Origin of the sequence: Streptomyces sp. NPDC050658, assembly GCF_044457025.1 — a bacterium.
Classification (GTDB): Bacteria; Actinomycetota; Actinomycetes; order Streptomycetales; family Streptomycetaceae; genus Streptomyces.
Window position 1 is genome coordinate 124,522 of record NZ_JBITGM010000001.1, and the last position, 19,765, is coordinate 144,286.

The 19,765-nt window shown below is 72.0% G+C and carries 19 protein-coding genes; 5 read left to right on the top strand and 14 right to left on the bottom strand.

The features are described 5' to 3' along the window. Positions 1 to 131 precede the first annotated feature (131 nt). The 4 genes from ACIBKX_RS00635 to ACIBKX_RS00650 form a co-directional block, all read right to left on the bottom strand. Entirely contained in the window at positions 132 to 359 is a 228-nt protein-coding gene (locus tag ACIBKX_RS00635; protein WP_363277333.1) for a CarD family transcriptional regulator, read from the bottom strand. Positions 360 to 524: 165 nt separating this feature from the next. Next, positions 525 to 2,105 (bottom strand): TROVE domain-containing protein, encoded by a 1,581-nt coding sequence (locus tag ACIBKX_RS00640; protein ID WP_363277334.1) that lies wholly within the window; start codon positions 2,103 to 2,105, stop codon positions 525 to 527. Between the two features lie 517 nt (positions 2,106 to 2,622). Next, positions 2,623 to 2,805, bottom strand: a complete 183-nt coding sequence (locus tag ACIBKX_RS00645) for a hypothetical protein (RefSeq protein WP_363277335.1) — start codon at positions 2,803 to 2,805, stop codon at positions 2,623 to 2,625. Positions 2,806 to 3,797: 992 nt separating this feature from the next. After that, positions 3,798 to 5,261, bottom strand: coding sequence for an alkaline phosphatase PhoX (locus tag ACIBKX_RS00650; protein ID WP_363277336.1), 1,464 nt, complete (start codon positions 5,259 to 5,261; stop codon positions 3,798 to 3,800). A 266-nt stretch (positions 5,262 to 5,527) separates the two neighbouring features. Between ACIBKX_RS00650 and ACIBKX_RS00655 the strand changes: the two genes are divergently transcribed. Genes ACIBKX_RS00655 through ACIBKX_RS00665 form a run of 3 tightly spaced genes read left to right on the top strand, consistent with a single transcriptional unit; the run spans position 5,528 to position 7,470 of the window. Further along, positions 5,528 to 5,764, top strand: a complete 237-nt coding sequence (locus tag ACIBKX_RS00655) for a hypothetical protein (RefSeq protein ID WP_363277337.1) — start codon at positions 5,528 to 5,530, stop codon at positions 5,762 to 5,764. A gap of 55 nt (positions 5,765 to 5,819) precedes the next feature. Then, positions 5,820 to 6,977, top strand: coding sequence for a hypothetical protein (locus tag ACIBKX_RS00660; RefSeq protein WP_399375544.1), 1,158 nt, complete (start codon positions 5,820 to 5,822; stop codon positions 6,975 to 6,977). A gap of 46 nt (positions 6,978 to 7,023) precedes the next feature. Then, positions 7,024 to 7,470, top strand: coding sequence for a hypothetical protein (locus ACIBKX_RS00665; protein WP_363277339.1), 447 nt, complete (start codon positions 7,024 to 7,026; stop codon positions 7,468 to 7,470). A gap of 72 nt (positions 7,471 to 7,542) precedes the next feature. Here the strand turns inward: ACIBKX_RS00665 and ACIBKX_RS00670 are convergent, their stop codons facing one another. Next, positions 7,543 to 9,006, bottom strand: coding sequence for a hypothetical protein (locus tag ACIBKX_RS00670; RefSeq protein ID WP_363277340.1), 1,464 nt, complete (start codon positions 9,004 to 9,006; stop codon positions 7,543 to 7,545). 226 nt (positions 9,007 to 9,232) lie between these two features. Between ACIBKX_RS00670 and ACIBKX_RS00675 the strand changes: the two genes are divergently transcribed. Then, entirely contained in the window at positions 9,233 to 11,092 is a 1,860-nt protein-coding gene (locus tag ACIBKX_RS00675; protein ID WP_363277341.1) for an endonuclease/exonuclease/phosphatase family protein, read from the top strand. Positions 11,093 to 11,099: 7 nt separating this feature from the next. Here the strand turns inward: ACIBKX_RS00675 and ACIBKX_RS00680 are convergent, their stop codons facing one another. The 5 genes from ACIBKX_RS00680 to ACIBKX_RS00700 all read right to left on the bottom strand — a co-directional run bounded on the left by ACIBKX_RS00680 (position 11,100) and on the right by ACIBKX_RS00700 (position 14,465). Beyond that, complete coding sequence (locus ACIBKX_RS00680; protein WP_363277342.1) at positions 11,100 to 11,837, bottom strand: SRPBCC domain-containing protein; 738 nt, start codon at positions 11,835 to 11,837, stop codon at positions 11,100 to 11,102. A 76-nt stretch (positions 11,838 to 11,913) separates the two neighbouring features. After that, positions 11,914 to 12,702: an SGNH/GDSL hydrolase family protein gene (locus ACIBKX_RS00685; RefSeq protein WP_363277343.1), complete on the bottom strand. Its 789-nt coding sequence runs from the start codon at positions 12,700 to 12,702 to the stop codon at positions 11,914 to 11,916. Positions 12,703 to 12,788: 86 nt separating this feature from the next. Next, the gene (locus ACIBKX_RS00690) at positions 12,789 to 13,556 is read right to left on the bottom strand and encodes a glucose 1-dehydrogenase (RefSeq protein WP_363277345.1); all 768 of its coding nucleotides are present in this window, start codon (positions 13,554 to 13,556) and stop codon (positions 12,789 to 12,791) included. Positions 13,557 to 13,647: 91 nt separating this feature from the next. Beyond that, complete coding sequence (locus ACIBKX_RS00695; protein ID WP_363277346.1) at positions 13,648 to 14,316, bottom strand: hypothetical protein; 669 nt, start codon at positions 14,314 to 14,316, stop codon at positions 13,648 to 13,650. Beyond that, positions 14,313 to 14,465, bottom strand: coding sequence for a hypothetical protein (locus ACIBKX_RS00700; protein WP_363277347.1), 153 nt, complete (start codon positions 14,463 to 14,465; stop codon positions 14,313 to 14,315). Before ACIBKX_RS00700 ends, ACIBKX_RS00695 begins: the two co-directional genes overlap by 4 nt. A 184-nt stretch (positions 14,466 to 14,649) precedes the next feature. On the opposite strand from ACIBKX_RS00700, the gene dapA reads away from it, so the two are divergent. Continuing rightward, the gene (gene dapA, locus ACIBKX_RS00705) at positions 14,650 to 15,618 is read left to right on the top strand and encodes a 4-hydroxy-tetrahydrodipicolinate synthase (protein ID WP_363277348.1); all 969 of its coding nucleotides are present in this window, start codon (positions 14,650 to 14,652) and stop codon (positions 15,616 to 15,618) included. Here dapA and ACIBKX_RS00710 read toward each other — a convergent pair. The 4 genes from ACIBKX_RS00710 to ACIBKX_RS00725 all read right to left on the bottom strand — a co-directional run bounded on the left by ACIBKX_RS00710 (position 15,551) and on the right by ACIBKX_RS00725 (position 19,761). After that, positions 15,551 to 16,777: a WD40 repeat domain-containing protein gene (locus ACIBKX_RS00710; protein ID WP_363277349.1), complete on the bottom strand. Its 1,227-nt coding sequence runs from the start codon at positions 16,775 to 16,777 to the stop codon at positions 15,551 to 15,553. The genes dapA and ACIBKX_RS00710 overlap by 68 nt on opposite strands. Further along, positions 16,774 to 17,343, bottom strand: a complete 570-nt coding sequence (locus ACIBKX_RS00715) for a SigE family RNA polymerase sigma factor (protein ID WP_363277350.1) — start codon at positions 17,341 to 17,343, stop codon at positions 16,774 to 16,776. The genes ACIBKX_RS00710 and ACIBKX_RS00715 overlap by 4 nt, the downstream gene beginning before the upstream one ends. Before the next feature lie 192 nt (positions 17,344 to 17,535). Then, positions 17,536 to 18,525: a 2,3,4,5-tetrahydropyridine-2,6-dicarboxylate N-succinyltransferase gene (gene dapD / locus ACIBKX_RS00720; protein WP_363277351.1), complete on the bottom strand. Its 990-nt coding sequence runs from the start codon at positions 18,523 to 18,525 to the stop codon at positions 17,536 to 17,538. Between the two features lie 9 nt (positions 18,526 to 18,534). Then, positions 18,535 to 19,761, bottom strand: a complete 1,227-nt coding sequence (locus ACIBKX_RS00725) for an MFS transporter (protein WP_363277352.1) — start codon at positions 19,759 to 19,761, stop codon at positions 18,535 to 18,537. Positions 19,762 to 19,765: the final 4 nt, after the last annotated feature.

The window sequence follows — 19,765 nt, forward strand, 5'->3', positions numbered from 1 at the left end:
GGGGCGGGGGCGGGGGGTGGTTGTGGGGGGGGGGGCGGTGGCTTTGGCCGCCCCCCCCGGGGGTGTCTTGGGGGGGGGGGGGGGGGGGGGGCCGCCCCCCCCGCCCCCCCCCCGCCCCTTTCGTGCTCAGATCAGAGCTTGGCCAGCTTCGGGTACGGGCTCAGGAACCTGCCCTGACGGCCCGCGAAGTCGATGACGACCGCGTCCTCGCCCTCGACTCCGACGATCCGTCCGAGTCCGTACTGGTCGTGCGAGACCCGGTCGCCCACGGCGAACTGCTCGATGGGCGGTGCGGGCGGCGGCGGAACATTGAAGGGACTGTTCGGCAGATGGCGTCGGGTACCGGGGGGCCTCGTCATGACCCGAGTATGCGCCCCCGGAAGCCCGCCGCACCATGCTCTGAGCTCACACGGTCCTCACATCGGCATCAAACCGACACACAAATACGGCTTCCCCGTAGCAGAACGTAGCCGTTCCGTGGCACCACGCGCACATCAGTGCCACATCCGCCCGTCAACCCCCGCTCACTTCACCCACGGCCAGTCGCTCGAGGCGCCCTGCTCCAGGAGCTGCACCATCCGGAAGGCCGCGTCGGAAAGGCCGCCGAACACATGGCGGTTGCCCGTGCCGGACGCGCCGTGGCCCGCCCGGTAGCCCGCCAGGTTCCAGGTGTAGACCGGGATGTGCGCCGGAACCTGCTCGGTCGGGTCGCCGTGGTGGTTGTACCCGGCCTGCTCGTCGGTGACGATCAGGACCCGGTCGTGCTTCTTGTAGAAGCGGCGGACCGCCTCGGTGGTGTCCGTGCCGCCGAGGCTGCCGAAGCGGTCCAGGACCTTCAGTACGGACTCGCCCTTGCGGTACTTCACCTCGGCGCTGCCCGTGCCGAACTGGACCAGGTCCGCGTCGGCGGCCCGCAGCGCGAGCGCCGTGCCGAAGATCGCCGCCGCGTCCGCGCGGTTGAGCTGCGAGCGGTCCGAGAGCGGCGACCACATCGAGCCGGAGCGGTCCACCAGGATCAGCGAACGGCCGGGCAGCGCGGGCACGTTGGCCAGCGAGTGGCCGAGCGCCTGCTCCAGCGGGTACGACCAGCGCAGCGAGGGCGCGTGCTGGTACGCGGCCAGGTAGCGGAACGGGAACTGCCGCGACTTCGCGACCTCCGCCGGGTCGGCGAGCTTCGCGGCGACACCGGCCGCCACCTCGTCCGAGACCCCCGCCTCGTCGAAGTTCCGCAGGTTGCGCACGAGCGCCATCGCGCCCATGGACGGAATGACCGCTTCCCAGGCGGCCTTGTCCATCGGCCCCTGCAGCCAGCCCGCGAGCGCCTCCCAGGTGATGCCCGCCGCGGCGAGCCGCTCGGCGCCGCCGGGGCCGGTCACCACCGCACGCCGCTCGGCCTGCGGCACCGCCATCAGCTCGCGGTGCGCGGCAAGCACGCGGGCCGAAGCGGGCGGGACGGCGCTGTCCGGGTTGTGCCGGCGGTCGAGCGCGTACCGGAAGAGGTCGCCCTGCCACGGCTTGTCGGGGTCGGGCGCGGCGTGCACGAGGTTCAGGATGTCGCCGAAGCGGTAGCCCTTGGACGCCGTGTCGTACTTCAGGAGCGCCTTCTCGCCGTACAGCCGGCGCACGGCGTCGGCGATGCCGCGCTTGACGGGCTTGGGGATGCTCCGCCCGTACGTCGCCGTCCAGTAGCCGAGCAGTTCGCCGGGCTCGTCGGGGCGGCGCAGCACGGAGGCGATGACCTGGCGGTTGCTCGGGCCTTCGGTGGCGTCCGCGTCGAGCCGCGCCTTCACGTACTCGGCGGCGCCGACGAGCGAGGCCGTCCGCATGTTGCCGTCGCCGCGCAGCCAGCCGAGCAGGCCGGCCGTCCACTGCGGGTCCTCGACGGCGAGGCGGCGCACGAGCGCGGTGAAACGGTCGTCGCGGTTCTCGCCGGACTCGTAAAAGGTGCGCTGCGACACGAAGTTCGCCACCGCGAGCAGAAAAAGCTCGGAGCGCGGGTCGCGGAGGTGGCCCCGGCCGCCCTGATGGGTGCGGGTGGTACGGCCGGTCGACTTCACGGCCGAAGTGACGAGTGCCTTGGCCGACTTGGTGTTGAAGCGTGCCATGTGAATTCCCCCGAATTCAGAAGTACGAGGGGGAGGCGGGCAGCAGAAGGGCACGCTCGGATTCCGGAGCGGCGACGGATGTTCATGCCGGGGACCTGCTGCTGGGCCTCCCGAGATCAAGGTGGCTGCGGGCTGGTTTCTTTAAAGGAAGTAGCCGCTGCCTGCGCACCGGGAGGTGCGTGAGAACGCATGAAGTTATGGGTGTCCAGAGATCGAGGTCGGCTGAACTGACGATGGTGCTCTGACCCCTGAGCTACTCCGGCCTGTAGTGCCGGAGACGGGACTCGAACCCGCGACCTCCCCATTAGGAGTGGAAGTAAGTCCTGCCTTCGCACCTGGACGAGCTTCACTTTAGGAGAGTGAACTGACGGGGCACCAATGGTTTTCCGGTGCAACCGTGGGATGCTCCTCGGGCGTCGCACAGATCGTCCGGAGGCGGGGAGCCTCCGGCGGGACGGTCGAGGCGATCGGCTCGCCCGGCTTCATCGCCCCGGAACAGCTCGCGCGGAACGGTCAACTAGGCCCGGAGGCCGATGTGTTCGCCCTCGGCGCGGTCCTCGCCTTCGCCGCCGCCGGAGAGCATCCCTACGGCTCCGGGCCGGCGGCGGTGCTGCTCTACCGCGCCGCCCACGAGGAGCCCGACCTCACCGGCGTACCGGAAGAGGGCGGCCCGCGGGATCTCGTCGCCGAGTGCCTGCACCGGGATCCGGCGCTTCGGCCCGCCGTGCCCGATGTGCTTGCGCGGACCTCTGATCCGGCCGCCCCGCCACCAGGCCCTTGCCCCCGCCCCCGCCCCCGCCTCCGGACGCCACGCAACCCGAACCCGTCGACCGCGCCGCCGCCATCGCCGCCGCCGTCCGCTCCGAGCGCCGCAGGACCCTCACCGGTACGCCCTCTCCGGCCGACGCCTCATCACCCTGAGCGACCCGGCGGACAGCAGCGGCCGGCCCGTACTGCGCTCCCGCACCCTGCCCGCCGGCGGTGCCCCCTGGACGCCCGCGGTCGGCGGCAGGCCGCTCTGCCTCGACACCGTCACCAGGCGGACGCTCTGGACGTACGAAGGTCTCGCGGACGACGGTCAGGTCCTCACCGCCCCCATCGCCCTGGGCTCCGGACGCTTCGCCCTGCTCACCGAGGACGCCGAGCTGCATCTCATCGGCGTACCCAGAGGCGAGCGGCTGCACCGGCGGGGCATGGAGGTGGCGGCCGGGCGTGGCAGCACCGCCCTCGGATACGTCCCCGGAGTGGGCGAACGTCCCGGCACCGGACTCCTGCTCGCCGGTGGCGCCGGGCGGCGCATCGGCTTCGACCCGCTGACCGGCGAGGGGCGCTGGAGCCTGCCCACCGCGGGGCTCGACGCGAGCTGGCGGCGGGTACGGGCCCGTCAGCGCGGACGGCGTCCTGCTGCACTGGACCGACGAGAAGGCGCTGCGGGCCGTCGACCCGGCCAGCGGCAAGGAGCTGTGGCTGGAGACGTTCGGCGGGACCGCACAGATCCCACCGGCCGTCGTGGACGGCACCGTCTACGCGGCGGCGGGCGACGTCTGCCGCGCCCTGGTACCTGCGCGGCTGGCGGCGCCGCGAGGAGTGGCGGGCAGGCGGCGAGATCACCGGCCTCGCCGCCGACTCCTCCGGCTGGTACGCGCGGATCGAGAACGACTCCGTGCGTGCGGTCAATGCCGCGAGCGGCGGCTAGCCGCGCTGCCTGCGCCAGGGGCCGGTGATGGCCAGCATGATGCCGGGCGACTGGATGTTGGCGTACAGGGTCTTGCCGTCGGGCGAGAACGTGACTCCGGTGAACTCGCTGTAGGACGGCTTCTCCGGGGTGCCCGCGTTGAGGTCGTTGCGGGCGATCGGGTACGTGCGGCCGCGGTCCGTCGCCCCGAAGAGGTGCTGGATGCCGTCGCCGTCCTCGGCTATGACGAGTCCGCCGTACGGGGAGACGGTGATGTTGTCCGGGCCGTCGAAGGCGCCGTCCTTGCCGGGGTCCTGGTTGACGCCGAGGAGGACCTTCAGGGTGAGGGTGCGCCGGGCGGGGTGGTAGAACCACACCTGCCCGTCGTGCTGGACGGGACTCTCGTCGCGGGCGTAGGAGGCGACGATGTAGACACCGCCGTCGCCCCACCACATGCCCTCCAGCTTGCGGGCCCGCGTGATGTCGCCGTCGTCGAACTGCTCGCGCACCGGCACCGTGCGGGCGTCACGGTCCGGGACCTCGACCCAGTCAACGCCGTACACCGTGCCGATCCTGGTGGCGCGGGACAGGTCGTCCACGAAACGGCCGCCGGAGTCGAAGCACTTGGGGGCCTTCAGGACGCCCGCGTCGTCGGCGAGCGTGCGCAGCTTGCCGCGGCCGTGCTCGAAGCCCTGCGGCGGGGTCCAGCGGTAGAGCAGGCCGTTGGGCTCGTCGGCGTCCTCGGTGAGGTACAGGTGGCCGCGCCTGGGGTCGACGACGACGGCCTCGTGGGCGTAGCGGCCCAGCGCCTTGATCGGTTTGGGGTCGCGGTTGGCGCGCTTGTCCAGAGGGTCGACCTCGAAGACGTACCCGTGGTCCTTGGTCATGCCGTTCTCGCCGGCCAGGTCCTCGGTCTCCTCGCAGGTGAGCCAGGTGCCCCAGGGGGTGCTGCCGCCCGCGCAGTTGGTGGCGGTGCCCGCGATGCCGACCCACTCGGCGACCTGTCCGTCGCGGCGGACCTCGACGACCGTGCAGCCGCCGGACGCGGCCGGGTCGTAGACGAGGCCGTCGGTGAGCGGGACCGGGTGCTTCCACTTGGACCGGGGGCCGCTCAGCTCGTGGTTGTTGACGAGCAGCGTCACTCCGCGCGGGCCCTCGAAGGTGGCCGTGCCGTCGTGGTTGGACGGGGTGAACTCGCCCGTCTCCAGCTTCGTCTTCCCGCTGTGGGTGAGGACGCGGTAGGAGAACCCGGCGGGCAGCGCCAGCACTCCGGCCGGGTCGGGGACGAGCGGGCCGTAGCCGGGGGCGCCGTGCTCGGGTGCCACTTCGGCCCCTTCCGTGCCGGCCTCCGTGTCGGTCTCCGTCTCGGTGGCGGCGAGCGCGCCGGGTGCGGTGGCGAGCGCGCCGACGCTGCCGGCCAGCGCAACCCCCGCGCCGGTGATCGCGGAGCGTCTGGCGAAGTCCCTGCGGGTGAGCGACATGATCTCTCCTGAGGCGCGTACGGGCGGACTACGGACGGGCTGCTGTTCGGCGTCACGTTCCCGCCCGCGCGCGAACGGCGGTTGAACACCGTCCGACGCCGGGGGGCCGGCCGCCCGAACAGGCCACCGGGAAGAATCTTCGTAAAGAAGGTCAACAGGCGCGGATCACCCGTAAAGCCAAGATTTCGTGCGGAACGCCTTGACCGGCGATCCACCCGGCAATAGACATCCCCTACCTGCATCACCTGTTGGGGGAGGCGAGCCGCGTGGACGCACAGCAGGCACGCAGCCTCCACGAGGACCGGCTGATGAAGCTGGCCAATGTCACCGGCGTCGGCATCGGCAGGGACGACGACTCGGGGGCGGACGTGATCGTCGTGTTCGTCACCCGCTCCGTGCCCCGCGACCGGCTCCGTGACGACGACGTGATTCCGGAGCTGCTCGAAGGCGTCCCCGTGCGGGTGCTCGCCATCGGCGAACCCGTGGCCCAGCAGGACGACTGACTCCGGCGGCCCGGAACTCCGCCCTTCGACCAAGGGGAAGAGGTGGTCTGGCGTGGTGAGCCAGCCCGAATTGATGCGAGGACCCACCGGCGGTCAGCTCAGCGACAGCTCCCGTCAGCAGGCGGCGGCCGAGTTCCTGCGGCCCCAGTCGCCGCTGGCCAATGTCGTCGGCTTCGGCCACGGCGTGAAATGGACCGACGGTGAACCCACCGGCGAACCCGCAGTCCTCGTCTTCGTGACCCAGAAGGTCCCGGAGTCCCTGCTCCCGGAGCGGGACGTGATCCCGCCCCAGATGGACGACGGCACCCCCACCGACATCGTGGCCGTCGGCCACGTCGCCGCCCAGCGCCAGCAGCGCAAGGCCGGCCGCGCCGACGACCGCTCATCCGTGACGTTCGACCCCGACGGCAGCGTCAGCGAGCAGCTCGCGGGCCTGTCCCAGCCCATGCTGGAAGAGCTCGGCGGACTCGGCGCGTTCGAGCCGCAGCTCCTGCGGCGCCGGATGCGTCCGTGCCCCTCCGGGTTCTCGGTCGGCAACGTACGCGTCACGGCCGGCACGCTCGGCAGCGTCGTCTACGACTTCCTGCCCGGCGCCTCCGTCGACCCGCCGGGCCCCGGCCTCGGCGTACCGGCGAAGTTCTACATCCTCTCCAACAACCACGTGCTCGCCGACTCCAACCGGGCCCAGCTGGGCAGCGCGATCGTGCAGCCGGGCGTCTTCGACGGCGGCCAGGACCCGGCCGACCGCATCGCGGTCCTCGACCGGTTCATCACGATCCAGTTCGCCCCGCAGATCCCGCTGGAGCGGCACAACAACGTCGTCGACGCGGCGCTCGGCACCGTCGACTTCCAGGACGCGACCCGTGAGACGTACTTCAGCGGTGCGCCGCGCGCCTGGCGCCGCAAGGCGAACGTCGCGGTCGGCGACCTGGTGAAGAAGACCGGCCGTACGACCAACATCTCCTTCGGCCGGATCATCTCCGTCGACGCGACCATCGACGTCAACTACGGCACGGCGGGCACGGCCCGCTTCAAGGACCAGATCCTGACGACGAACATCTCGGCGGGCGGCGACTCCGGGTCCCTGGTGACCTCGCTCGACAACGTCGCGCTCGGCCTGCTGTTCGCCGGGTCCTCGACCGTGACCGTCATCAACCACTACGAGAACGTCCGCGCGCTGCTGCGGGTCGAGGTCTCCGAGCAGCTGGCCTGACCGGTCGCACCACGAGAACGGGTCGCACCACGAGAGGAGGGTCTTCATGACCACTCAGGCACGTAAGCAGAAGGGCCAGGCCCGCGCGGAGCACCGCTTCCACAATCCGCAGGGCGCCGAGGTCAAGACGCGCGACGAGGCCTTCGCCGCGCCCCAGGAGGTATCCGCCGAGGCGGTGTCCACCGAGTGCAAGCTGGAGCTGCACAACGGTGCCATCACCTTCGCCATGACGGTGAAGTACAACCCGAACACCTACCCGCACGTCGTCGTCGGCGGCCAGATCACCGCCGGCATCTGCGGGGCGCCGTGGGACATCACGGGCGGCCTCATCGGCGAGACGATCAGGCTGGACGCCAAGCGCTCCGGTCAGGGTTCGTGCGCGAACACGATCACGATCGTCGGCGAGTACCAGAACCCTCCGGCGTACCGGGGGACGTACGGATTCGACGGCGCGACGTCGTCGTTCAAGCACACGACGCTGTATCAGTGCTGACAGCCTTCCATCAGCGCTGAGCTGAACCGGAAAGCGGCCGGGCGGAACCTCCCCGCCCGGCCGCCGACCGCGTCAAATCCCTTGCTGCGACCGCGCCTTGAACGCCGCCTTCCGCGCCTCCTTGGCCACCTTCTTGTCGGGGTGCAGCCGGCCCATCGCCTCCAGTACGTCCGCCGTGGCGGGGTGGTCCACCCGCCACGCCGCGGCGAAGAACCCGCCGTGCTGCTCGGAGAGCCCCTCGACCAGGCCCTGCAGCTCGTCCGAGTTGCCCTCGGCCTGGAGCTGCGCGGCGATCGTGTCGATGGTCAGCCAGAACACCATCGCCTCGGACGGCACGGGCACGTCCGCCGCGCCGTGCTCGACCAGCCACACCCGGGCCAGTCCGCCGAGTTCCGCGTCGTCGAGCACCTCGCGCAGGGCGGGCTCCGCCTCCGTGCCGACCAGCGAGAGCGCCTGCTGGCAGCGGAGCCTGCGCAGCGGCGCGTCCTCGTCGCCGCCGCGCGCAGCGGCCAGCAACTCCCGCGCGGCGCCCAGCGGTTCGTGCCGGGCGAGCCAGCCCTCGATCTCGGCCTGCGCCGCCGCCTGCGGGAAGCCGGCCGTGCCGTCGAGCAGCGAGTCGGCACCCTTGTCGGCGAGGTCGCCGACCGCGGGCGCGTCGACGCCGGCCTCCAGCATCCGGGCGCGTACGCCGTACAGGCCGAGCGGGGTCAGCCGGACCATGCCGTACCGGGAGACGTCCTCGTCGTCCGCCGGCAGCGGCGCCTCCGCCTCGTCGATGTCGACCATCAGTGCCTCGTCGACCGGCTGATACTCGACGAGACCGAGCGGCTCGAAGAGCCGGAACTGGTCGTCGAGCTTCATCATCGCGTCCGACACCTGTTCCAGGACGTCGTCCGTGGGCTCGCCCATGTCGTCCGGGACGATCATCGACGCGGCGAGCGCGGGCAGCGGAACGGGGCCTTCGCTCGCGGCGGAGTCGCTGACGGTCAGCAGGTAGAGGTTGCCGAGCACACCGTCCAGGAAGTCCGCCTCCGCCTGCGGGTCCCAGCCGAGCTCCTCGAAGTCGATCTCGCCGTTCTCCTCCAGGACGTCCAGGAGGTTGTCCATGTCGGGCACGGTCGCGTCCGCGTACACGGTGTCCAGGGCGCCGAGCCAGACGCCGAGGATGTCCTGCGGGCTGCCGGAGGTGAGCGCGGCGAGGTCCTCGCCCGCGGTGACCGTGCCGAGCGCGGCCTCGCCCTCCGCGTCCTCGTCGCCGTCCGTGACCTCGACCAGGCCGGTGTCGACGGCGACCCGCCAGGCCTCGCTCGCGTACGCGGCGGAGTCCGGGTCGCCGGCGTCCAGGCCCAGCTCTGCGGCGGCGGCCGGAAGCTGCTCGTCGACGAGCTCGCCGCCCGCCCCGACCCGGGTCTCGGGGCCCGCCCAGCGGGCGAGCCGCGCGGCGCGGGAGAGCAGCGGTGTGGCGAGCGCGGCCCGCGCGAGCTCCGCTTCGGGGTGCAGCAGCACCGGCGGCAGGGTGGCGGGACTTACGGACATCGGCTGCTTCTCCTCCGGGGGAAAGGTGGTCGACAGAAGCCTAGACGGATTTGGACCCATGCCGCCCGGTTCATGTCCCTGTCAGGAGCCATGCAGCAGACATACACGGCGAGAACACCCATCGAACCTTGACAACTCCCCTGGTCACACAAGAGATTGACGCGCGTAGAGCGCCGTACTCGTCAGTTCGTCACCCTCACGTCGTCACCCTCACCGGAGTACCTTCATGCCTCACATATCCCGCGCCGCCCGCCCCACCGCGAGGACCACCGCCGTCGCGGCGGTCGTCACCACCGCTCTCGCGGCCGGTCTGCTGGCGGCGACCTCCTCCACGGCATCCGCCGACGAGGTCCGCGTGCACGACATCCAGGGCACCACCCGGCTCTCTCCGCTGGCCGGGCAGCAGGTCACCGACGTGGCGGGCATCGTCACGGGGGTCCGCGGCCATGGCTCGAAGGGCTTCTGGATCCAGGACCCGAAGGCCGACTCCGACGCCGCGACCAGCGAAGGCGTCTTCGTCTACACGGGCTCGGCGGCGCTCACCGTCAAGGTCGGCGACGCCGTCCGCGTCTCCGGCACGGTCACCGAGTACGTGCCCGGCGGCGCCGACTCCGGCAACCAGTCCCTGACGCAGCTCACCAAGCCGACGGTGACCGTGGAGTCCTCCGGCAACAAGCTGCCCGCACCGGTCACCGTGGACGCCAAGTCGGTGCCTTCCGCGTACGCGCCCGAGGGCGACCCGGCGGACGGCGGCAGCATCGAGGGGCTGGGGCTGAAGCCCCGCTCGTACGCGCTCGACCGGTACGAGTCCCTGGAGGGCATGAACGTCCGCGTCGGCACCTCGCGCGTGGTCGGCGCCACCGACCCGTACAACGAGCTGTGGATCACGGTGAAGCCGAACGAGAACGCGAACCGGCGCGGCGGCACGGTCTACGGCTCCTACACGGCGCAGAACACCGGACGGCTGCAGATCCAGCAGCTCGCCCCGGTCGCCGAGCAGCCCTTCCCGAAGGCGAACGTCGGCGACGTGCTCTCCGGCGGCGCCGAAGGCCCCCTGGACTTCAACCAGTTCGGCGGCTACACCCTGACGGCCCGCACGCTCGGCAAGGTCACGGACAACGGTCTCGTACGGGAGAAGACGCGGCGCCAGGCGAAGAGCGAGCTCGCCGTGGCCACGTACAACGTCGAGAACCTCGACCCGACCGACCCGCAGAAGAAGTTCGACGCGCTCGCGGCGGCCGTCGTCTCGAACCTCGCATCGCCCGACATCGTGGCCCTGGAGGAGATCCAGGACGACAACGGCGCGAAGAACGACGGGACGGTCTCCGCGGAGGCGACGCTGAAGAAGTTCACGGACGCGATCGTCGCCGCGGGCGGGCCCCGCTACCAGTGGCGGTCCATCGCCCCCGAGAACAACAAGGACGGCGGGGAGCCCGGCGGGAACATCCGGCAGGTGTTCCTCTTCAACCCGGAGCGGGTGTCCTTCACGGACCGCGGCGAGGGGAACGCGACCACCGGCACCGAGGTCGTGCGCGACGGCGGGCGGCCCGCGCTGAGCCTCTCGCCGGGCCGGATCGACCCCGCGAACTCCGCGTGGGCGGACAGCCGCAAGCCGCTGGCCGGCGAGTTCACCTTCCAGGGGCGGACCGTGTTCGTGGTCGCCAACCACTTCGGCTCGAAGGGCGGCGACGAGGGTCTCACCTCGAAGCACCAGCCGCCGGTGCGGTCCTCGGAGGAGAAGCGGGTGCGGCAGGCGAAGGTCGTGAACGACTTCGTGCGGGACGTGCGCGCGGTGCGCAAGGACGCGGACGTGGTGGTCCTCGGGGACGTGAACGACTTCGAGTTCTCCGCGACGACGAAGGCCCTTGAGGCGGGCGGCGCGCTGAAGTCCGCGGTCAAGTCCCTCCCCCGGTCCGAGCGTTACTCGTACGTCTACCAGGGCAACTCGCAGGTCCTCGACCAGATCCTGGCGAGTCCCGGTGTGGGGGGTGCCGGGGACTTCAGTTACGACAGCGTGCACATCAACGCGGAGTTCGCGGAGCAGAACAGCGACCACGACCCGCAGGTGCTGCGGTTCCGCCCGTAGCAGAGGGTCAGGCGTAGAGCCTGTCCAGCCAGTCCCGCCAGGCCAGTTCGGTGCCCTTGGGGTCGGCGTGCGGCGCGAAGTCGTGGACGCTGATGCCCACCGGTGCACCGAACCGGCCCAGGCCGAAGAAGCGGTGCAGCACGCTGTCCGTGCGCAGCCCGATGAAGTACCGCGTACGGAAGTCGACGAGCGCGTCGAGGGGTCCGCCGGGCGCCTCGACGCGTACGCGGGCGCCTTCCCGCGCGTCGTCGGGCAGGCCGAGGCCGCGGCCGAGCCTGACGAAGGCGTCGGGGGCGGTGGAGGCCGGCGGGCCCTCCAGGGTGGTGAAGGTGGCGGGGAGGCCCGCGAAGTGGGTCAGGTACTGGCGCAGGGTGTGCAGATGGAAGTCGGTGTGCTTGCACGCCGCGTCGTACCGTCCCGCCCAGTCGTCGGTGAAGAAGCCGCCGTGCACATAGCGGACCCAGGAGCGGCGGCCGCCGTCGCGGGGCTGGACCAGGTGGTCGAGCTCGCTCCGGGTCTGGCCCGCGGGGAGGCCCGCCGGGTCCGTCACGCGGGCGGTGAGGCGGTGCGGCGGGTCCCAGTGGACGACGGTCCCGCCGGAGGGGGCGGAGCCGCCCTCGCGCGGTTCGTACTCCATGGGCCACAGCCAGCCCGCGGTGCCGGTGGTGAGCGCGTCCCAGACCTCCGCGGGCGAGGCGTCGACCTCGAACTCCCGGGCGATCTCGAACTCCTTGCCGTTGCTCATGCTGACTCCCCCTGTCGCTCTGCCGTGCGGTACGGGCCGTTACGGGGCGTTCATGCTGGAGTGCGGTACGGGCCGTTCACGCCCGCTCTGGAATCGTCACCGGGCCCAGGCGCGGCCGCTTCGCCTCCCGGCCGTCCCCCGAGGAGCGGCCCCGCAGCCGCCGCCACGCCCAGGGGCCCATGAACTCCGCGAACCACTTGGCCTCCGCCGCGGCGGCCCGCAGCGTCGACACCGGGGCGAGCGGCGGCGTCAGCGGCCGTACCCAGTCCTCGTGGCCGGGGATGCCGAGCGCGTCGGCCATTCCGGCGGCGATCCGGGCGTGGCCGACGGGGCTCGCGTGCAGCCGGTCGGAGGTCCACAGCCGGGGGTCGGTCGTGACGCGGTGCGGGAAGGTGTCGAAGACGACCACCGAATGGCGGTCCGCGGCGGCCCTGATGCGGGCGTTCAGGTCGAGCACGCGGGGCAGCGCCCGGCGCGCGAGCGGGGAGATCCGCCCGATGTCCGGAAACGTCACGGTGGCCACGCGCGCGCCCGCCGCGGTGAGCTCGGTGAACATGTCCTCGATGTCGCGGGCCACCCGTGCGGCGTCGAAGCCGGGGCGCACCAGGTCGTTCATCCCGGCCATGACGGTGACCAGGTCCGGCTTCAGGGCGAGCGCCGGGGCCAGCTGCTCCGCCTTGATGCCGGCCGTCAGCCTGCCGCGTACGGCGAGGTTGGCGTAGCCGAGACCGGGGTTGCCCTCGGCGAGTATCTCGGCGAGCCGGTCGGCCCAGCCGCGGTAGCCGTGGGTCTCGTCGCCATCGCCGATCCCTTCCGTCTGGCTGTCGCCGAGCGCGACATAACGTGCGTACGGGTGTGTCCTCATGGCCTGAGCCTCCTCTGGGCGGCCAGGGGCGTCAACGCGGCGGGGCCGTGCGCCCGCCCCATGGGACGCGCGCACGGCCCGTCCGTTCACAGGAGGTGGCCGCCGCCGTCCACCAGCAGCACCTCTCCGGTGATGTACGCGGCGCCGACCAGGTCGAAGACGGCGTCGGCGATGTCCTGCGGCCGGCCCACGCGGCGCAGCGGCAGCCGGGCCGCGGTCTCGGCCATCGCGGACTCGATGCCCTCGACACCGTCGAACCAGGGGGTGTCGATCATGCCGGGGGCGACCGCGTTGACCCGGATGTCCGGGCCGAGGGTCTTGGCGAGGAGCTTCGTCATGTGGTTCACGGCGGCCTTGCTGACCGAGTACGGGATCGAGCTGCCGCCGGGGCGCACACCGGCCTGCGAGGAGATCGTGACGACGCTGCCCGCGCCACCGGCCCGCAGATGCGGGACGGCGGCCGTGATCGTCTGCCATACGCCGATGACGTTGATGTCGTAGAGCTCGCGCCAGACGTCGGGGCTCGCGGACTCCAGGTCGTCGTGGGCGATGAAGCGTGTGGCGCCCGCGCAGTTGACCAGGACGTCGAGGCGGCCGTACGTGTCGACGGCGGCCTGGACCAGGCGCTTGGCGTCGGCCTCCTCGGCGACGTTCGCCTGGACGTAGACGGCGTCGGGGAGTTCGGCGGCCAGCTTCTCGCCCGCCTCGACCGAGTTGGCGGAGTTGACCACCACCCGGATGCCCGCGGCGGCGAGGCGGCGGGCCACCTCGGCGCCGATTCCCGAGGACGAGCCCGTCACCAGGGCGACGCGCCTCTCCTGCGTTCGTGTTCCGTTGTTGTCGTTCTCGTTCATCAAGCCTCATGCCTTGTCATGTCATGTCGGCCTGTCACGCCCCGCGGCCGATCATGCCAGACCGGCCCCGGTCAGCTCGTTCGGTCCTCGCTCAGCTCGCTCCGTCCTCGCTCAGCCGCGCCAACTCGCCCTGGAACACGTCGAGTCGGGCCTGCAGCAGCGCCGCCTCCGCGACCAGTTCGGGTACGCCCATGGCCTGCGCGGGCGAGGTGGGCACCGTGTCCGGGCGCGCCCCGACGACCGTGAGCCCCTCCCCCGCGACGCCCGCGAACTCCGACAGGCGCAGTGCCGAGCGCCGCCCGGCGCAGCCGCCGCACGCGCTCTCCAGCACCTGCCAGCCGGGCCTGCCCCATCCCGCGTCCACGAGCAGCGTCGCCCGCGCGCCGCAGCGGCAAGGCCGCACCGTCGCCGTACGGACGCGCTGACGCGCGTACCGGAAGCCCCGCTCGAAGCGGATGTACGCGCCGAGCACCGTCACTTCGAGCAGGGCCGCCCCGCGGTGCTCGGCGGTGCACAGGAGTGCCTCCGCCGTGGCGCGCTCATGGACGCAGTGGAAGCCGCAGTCGCAGCGCCGGTGCGGGGCCGCGTGCCGCCGGCCGTAGACGCAGTGCGCCTCGTCGAGCACGGCGTAGGGCAGCGCGGCGCCCAGGGAGACGCCGGTGAACCCGGCCCGGGTGCCGTCCTGGGACAGCACCGGGCGGGCGATCTTGTATCCGGTCGGCGGCTCCTTCGGGCGTTCCGCGGGGAGCCGCAGCCTCATCGGGCCGCCGCGACCTCGACCGGGGCCGGGTCGGCCGACTCACGGGGCTCCTGGACCCGTTCGGGATCGAGGACCGCGTCCTCGACCCTCCGTTCCTCGATCGGCTGTTCCTCGGCGATACCGGTGGCGAGTGCCTTGCCCAGCCTCATGACGCCTCCTGTGGCCGGCCCAGCGGCCGTCCGTCGTCGACTACCGTCCGGCCCATGGTGACCCATACAGGGGCGAGTTGGCACTAGTGCCCGCCGAGTCCAGGCGTACGTCGTAGCGTTCCTCGCCCTTACCTCGTAGCAGAATTAAGTGGAGCTTCACCGTCTGCGTACCGACACTGCCTCTATGACCTCACCCTCATCCGCCCGTCCCCCTTTCGGCCGCGCGCTCTGCGCGATGATCACGCCCTTCACCGAAGACGGGCTGCTCGACCTCGACGGGGCGCAGCGGCTCGCCGCGCGTCTGGTGGACGGCGGCTGCGACGGGCTCGTCCTGTCCGGCACCACCGGTGAGTCGCCGACCACGTCGGACAGCGAGAAGTCCGCGCTGGTGCGGGCCGTGGCCGAGGCCGTCGGCGACCGGGCCTCGATCGTCGCGGGGGTCGGCAGCTTCGCCACGCGGCACACGGTCGAGCTGGCGCTGCAGGCCGAGAAGGCGGGCGCGGACGGCCTGTTGGTGGTCACTCCGTACTACAGCAGGCCGCCGCAGGACGCCGTCGAGGCGCACTTCCGGGAGGTCGCGGACGCGTCGGGGCTTCCGCTCGCGCTGTACGACATCCCGGGCCGCACCGGGACGCGCATCGAGCCGGAGACGATGCTGCGGCTGGCGGAGCATCCACGGATCGTCGCGGTGAAGGACTGTGCGTATGACTTGATGGGCACTCAGAAGGTGCTGTCCCGCACGGACTTGGCGTACTACACGGGCTGCGACGAGTACATCCTGGCGATGTACGCGATCGGCGGAGTCGGCTACATCAGCACGGTGGCCAACGCGGCACCACGTCAACTCCGGTCGATCATCGACGCGTTCGACGCGGGTGACCCGACGGAGGCCCGGCGACTCCAGCAACGGGCCATGGGACTCATCGAGTTGATGATGGGCTCGGGCCTGCCCGGCACGGTCACCTCCAAGGCGCTGCTCGGCGCGCTCGGTCTGCCCGGCGGCCCGGTGCGGGCACCGCTGCTGCCCGCCGGCCGCGAGGCGACCGACGGGCTGCTGGCTGCGTACGAGGCGCTGCGACAGGGGGTCAGCGGGCGGCGAACATGGGCGTCCAGCGGCCCGGATAGTCGTCGGACGCCTTGCGGAAGTCGCTGAGCGGCACGACCTTCTTGCTGCCCACGGTCACCAGCAGGAGCTGGTTGCGGAACTCGCCCTTGCCGTCGCACTTCTTGGGGTCGCAGCCCCAGGCGATGAGCCGCTTGTTGTCGGCCCAGGCGAGCTGCTGCTGGCCGGGCACGGTGGTGATCTTCTTGCCGGTCTCCGGGTCGAGGATCGGCGATCCCTTGTCGTCGCCGTCGCTCGCGAGCAGCTTCCCGTCGGGCGACAGACCGGCCGCGGGCCAGCCCGCGTACCGCTCGCCGTCGGGCGCCGCGGCCTTCTCTCCCGCCAACGTGTACCAGGACCGATTCTTGCCGTCGGGACCCTCCGCCCCCTGTACGTAGAGCACCTTGCCGTCACGGCTCCACTGCAGGTCCTCACGTGAATTGCCGGAGAAGAAGCCGAACTTGTCGTCGGTCTTCTGCGGCAGCGCGCGGAACGGACCGACCTGACCGGACGAGACATCAACAACGAAGAACCCGGTACGACTGCCGTGCCGCTGGGGCGGGTTCTTGGGGTGGTCGTCGGGCAGGTCGATCATCCGGTCGGGGTTCTTGCTGTAGGCGGTGGCGACGAGTTTGCTGCCGTCGGGCGACCACTGGACGCCGGCCACCTCGCGGTCGACCGGGATCCAGCGCTCCACCTTGCCGGTGATCAGGTCGAGGACGCCGATGCGCGGGGCGGGCAGCTCGCCCTCCAGGACGGCGGCGGTGCGCATGCCTGGCGCGACATCGATCCAGGCCCACTTCTTGGCGGCCTTCTCGTACTTCCCGGTCTTCTGGTCGAGCAGGCCGTAGGTGCGGGTGGTGAGCTTGTCGCCGCCCGGCAGCTTGCTGGTCCTGGTCGTGTAGAACGCGGCGAGCGCGGTGTTGCCCGCCGCGATCAGGTCGCGCGGGGGCGACTGGTCGGGGTGAGCGACGACATCCCCGGACTGCGCCTCGCTGGCCGGGCGTACGTCCTGGTCACCGGAGTCCAGGGCGGGCACGGCCACGGCGGCGGCGACTACGGCGGCAGTGGCGGCCGCGAGTCCCGCGAGATTCCGGGTCCTGCGCCGGCGCCGCACGGCGAGGACCCGGTCGGCGAACCCGGCCGGCGGCCTGGCTCCGCCGTCCGCCTGTTCCCGGAGCGACTCGCGCACCAGCTCTTCCACGTTCACGGCTGTACCTCCACGGACGACACGGGCGAATAGTCATGGGACGGCCGGCTGCCGGTGCCGGCGTCCGGCCCGTCGAGCGCCGCCAGCTCGGGCGCGAGGCCCCGCAGCTTGGCGAGCGAGCGGTGCGTGGTGCTGCGCACGGTGCCGACCGAGCAGCCGAGCAGCCGGGCCACGTCGGCTTCGGGCAGGTCCTCGAAGTACCGGAGCACCAGCACGGTGCGCTGCCGCGTGGTGAGCTTGCCGAGCGCGGCCCGCATCACGACCCGCAGCTCGGCGGCGCCCGAACCGTCCCCCACGGCGCTCTCCGGCGGCTCGGCGACGGCCAGCTCCCGCCGCGGCCACTTCAGCCGCCATCTGCTGACCTGCTGCCGGTAGAGGATCTGCCGGACATACGCCTCCGGGTCATCGATCCTGTGCCACCGGCCCACGGCCTTGACCAGCGCGTTCTGCAACAGATCCTCGGCGGCGTGCCGGTCGCCGCCGCTGAGCAGCACGGCGGTCCTCAGCAGCGCGGCCGACCGACCGTCCACGAACTCCCGGAAGCTTTCCTGCCCTTCGGCATCCATCGCCACCTTCTCGTCTCCGACGTCCCGACGGGCCTCACTGCCCCTCTGCCCTTGATGACGCGCGCACCGCGCCGCGGCTATGCCTCGCCTGTGCGTCCGTCTCCACGAAGGCGTATCCGTCTCCACATACGCGTGGGCGGCCCGCACCGGTTCCTCCGGCACGGGCCGCCCACGGGGACGACGTCGGGTGCGTCAGTTGTGGCTGTGCAGGACCTCGTTCAGCCCGCCCCACACCGCGTTGTTCGGGCGGGCCTCCACCGCGCCGGAGACCGAGTTGCGGCGGAAGAGGATGTTCGAGGCGCCGGAGAGTTCGCGGGCCTTGACGATCTGGCCGTCGGGCATGGTGACGCGCGTACCGGCGGTGACGTAGAGGCCCGCCTCGACGACGCACTCGTCGCCGAGCGCGATGCCGACGCCCGCCTCCGCGCCCACCAGGCAGCGCTCGCCGATGACGATGCGGACGTTGCCGCCGCCGGAGAGGGTGCCCATGGTGGAGGCGCCGCCGCCGATGTCCGAGCCGTCGCCGACGACGACGCCGGCGGAGATGCGGCCCTCGACCATCGAGGTGCCGAGCGTGCCGGCGTTGAAGTTCACGAAGCCCTCGTGCATGACCGTGGTGCCCTCGGCGAGGTGCGCGCCGAGGCGGACGCGGTCGGCGTCGGCGATGCGGACGCCCTTCGGGGCGACGTAGTCCGTCATGCGCGGGAACTTGTCGATCGAGGTCACGGCGAGGTGCAGGCCCTCGGCGCGGGCGTTGAGGCGGACCTTCTCCACGTCGTCCACGGCGACCGGGCCGAGCGAGGTCCAGGCGACGTTGGCGAGGAGGCCGAAGACGCCGTCCAGGCTCTGGCCGTGCGGCTTGACCAGGCGGTGCGAGAGAAGGTGCAGACGCAGGTAGGCGTCGTGGGCGTCCAGCGGCTTCTCGTCGAGGGAAGCGATGACCGTACGTACGGCGATGATCTCCACGCCACGGCGGTCGTCGCGGCCGATGGCCTTGGCGGCGCCCTCGCCGAGCAGTTCGACGGCGCGCTCGGCGGTCAGCCGCTCGGTGCCCGCGGGGCCCGGCTCGGCGGTGAGCTCGGGGGCGGGGAACCAGGTGTCGAGGACGGTGCCGTCGGCGGTGACGGTGGCAAGGCCTGCGGCGACGGCGCCGGTGGTGCGGGAAGCGTTCGTGTCGGTCATGGGGAAAACCTAACCGGCGGGGCGCCGCGCGGGCGAACCGGTCTCAGTGGCCGAGCCGGTCACGGGCCGCGGGGCGGTCGCGGCCCGTCTCCCGGCGGCCAGCACGACGCCGCCCGCCACCGCCGCGAGCCCCGCGCACAGCGGCCAGAGCAGCCCCGGCGCCACGGTGTAGAGGGCGCCGCCGAGCGGCGCGGAGAGCACGACGCCGCTCACCGAGACACCCGAGTACAGGCTCTGGAAGCGGCCCTGCACCTGGGCGGGCGCGTGGTCGGCGACGTACGCGGTGGCCGGGGTCTTGTAGAGGATCTCGCCCGCGGTGAGCAGCAGCATCAGGATGACGGCCGTCGCGAGACCGGTGCCGAGGGCGAGCGCGCCGTATCCGGCGCCGACGAGCAGCAGCCCGGTGCCGATGATCCGCAGGGGTGCGCGGCCCCGCAGGGCGAGGGTGGCGGGGAGTTCGAGGAGCAGGATGACGCCGCCGTTGATCGCGAGGAGCCAGCCGTAGACGCCGGTGTCGAGGCCGTGCCGGTCGAGGTCGACGGGGAGGGTCGAGTACTGCTGGCGGTAGACGAGGTCGGTGACGAGGATGGCGCCGAGCAGGATGAGGACGGTGGGGCGCTGCCGCAGCGCGGCGAAGACGCCGGGGCCCGGCTCGGCCGCCTTTCCGCGCACCGCGCCGTGCGCGGGCAGCACCCGCCAGGCGTACGCGGCGAAGGCGAGGGTGCCGAGACCGTCGACGACGAAGAGCCAGCCGTAGGAGGCGTGGGCGATCAGCAGGGCGCCCAGCGGGGGCCCGACGGTGAAGCCCGCGTTGCCCGCGAACCGCATCACGGCGAAAGCCTGCCGCCGCTCGCCCTCGGGCACGCTCACGGCGACGAGCGCCCCGTTGGCCGCGCGCACGCAGCCCCCCGCGTACTGACCGAGTACCGGCACGACGTACAGCAGCGCGACCGGCAGGACGGGCAGCGCGAGCACCGCGACTCCGCTGACGAGCGAGCCGATGAGCAGGACGCGCCGGTGGCCGTACCGGTCGCCGAACCAGCCGCCGGTGAAGTTGCCCGCGACCTGGCCCGCCCCGCCGATGCCGCTGATCAGCCCCGCCTGGGCGACGGAGAGGCCGCGCCCGTCCGTCAGGTAGACAAAGAAATAGACGAAGGTGAAGGCCACGACCATGTTGCAGAACCCGCCCGCGGCCAGCAGCCACACGGTCCTCGGTACGTCACGCAGCGCCCCCACTCTG